1 protein-coding gene is annotated in these 1101 nt (G+C 63.1%); it reads left to right on the top strand.

Annotated features, from left to right (window positions below):
* Positions 1-223: 223 nt before the first annotated feature.
* Positions 224-1060 carry an IS5 family transposase gene (locus ABZ780_RS31785; protein WP_357012795.1) on the top strand — a complete coding sequence of 279 codons (837 nt, stop codon included), beginning with the start codon at positions 224-226 and terminating at the stop codon, positions 1058-1060.
* Positions 1061-1101: the final 41 nt, after the last annotated feature.

Genomic DNA, 1101 nt, shown 5'->3' with positions numbered 1-1101 from the left:
ACTGGGCGTTTTGATCTTGTCTGCGTGCGATTGGCGGCATTCGGCCCGCCGAATGCCGGGCCAGAAGAGCAGCCGACTCATCATCATCGGCACTATTTGCCCTGACTGATGCCGCATCGATATGCCAGCTTCATCCCGCAGAACGTGTCTGGTTCAGAAAAGCCCTCGTATCGTCGGACTCCAGGTGCGATCCACCACGGCTGATCCACAGTAGACCTTCGGCATGGTTGAGCGACCCGCCTACCCTTCCGACCTGTCCGACGCCCGCTGGGCGCTGATCGCACCACGCCTGACCGCCTGGCGTCAGGCCCGCACCGACGCCGGCGTCGGCGGACGCACCGCCACCCACGACCTGCGGGAAATCTTCAACGCGATCCTCTACGTCAACCGCACCGGCATCGCCTGGCGCTACCTGCCCCACGACTTCCCGCCCCACGCCACCGTCTACGGCTACTTCGCCGCCTGGAGCAAGGAAGGCATCTTCACCCAGCTCAACTACCAACTCACCGGCCTGGCCCGCACCAAAGCCGGACGCGCCACGCAGCCGTCGGCCTGTGTCATCGACAGCCAGAGCGTGAAGACCTCCACCAACGCACCCCTGCCCACCCAGGGCATCGATGCCGGCAAGAAGATCATCGGACGCAAACGCGGCATCGTCACCGACACCCTCGGCCTGCTCCTCGCCGTCATCGTCACCGCCGCCAGCACCAGCGACAACACCATCGGCATCAACCTGCTCGACCAAGCCAAAGCCACCCACCCAGACCTGACCAAAACCTGGGTCGACGCCGGCTTCAAGAACAGAATGATCGAACACGGCGCCACCCTCGGCATCGACGTCGAAGTCGTCACCAAAGACCCACAGGTCAAAGGATTCTCCGTGGTCAAACGCCGATGGGTCGTCGAACGCACCCTGGGCTGGATCATGCTCCACCGCCGCCTCACCCGTGACTACGAAGCCCGGCCCGCTAACTCCGCCAGCATGATCCGCATCGCGATGATCGACAACCTCACCAAACGCATCACCAACGAAACCACCCCAACCTGGCGAGACACCTGAAGACGGCATCACCCGCAAAATACGTGAATCAGACGCCCTCT

The sequence above is a fragment of the Micromonospora sp. NPDC047467 genome, assembly GCF_040643095.1.
In the GTDB taxonomy this organism is placed as follows: domain Bacteria; phylum Actinomycetota; class Actinomycetes; order Mycobacteriales; family Micromonosporaceae; genus Micromonospora.
Note: the sequence above shows the minus strand (reverse complement) of the source record. Positions and strands in the feature narration are given on the sequence as shown.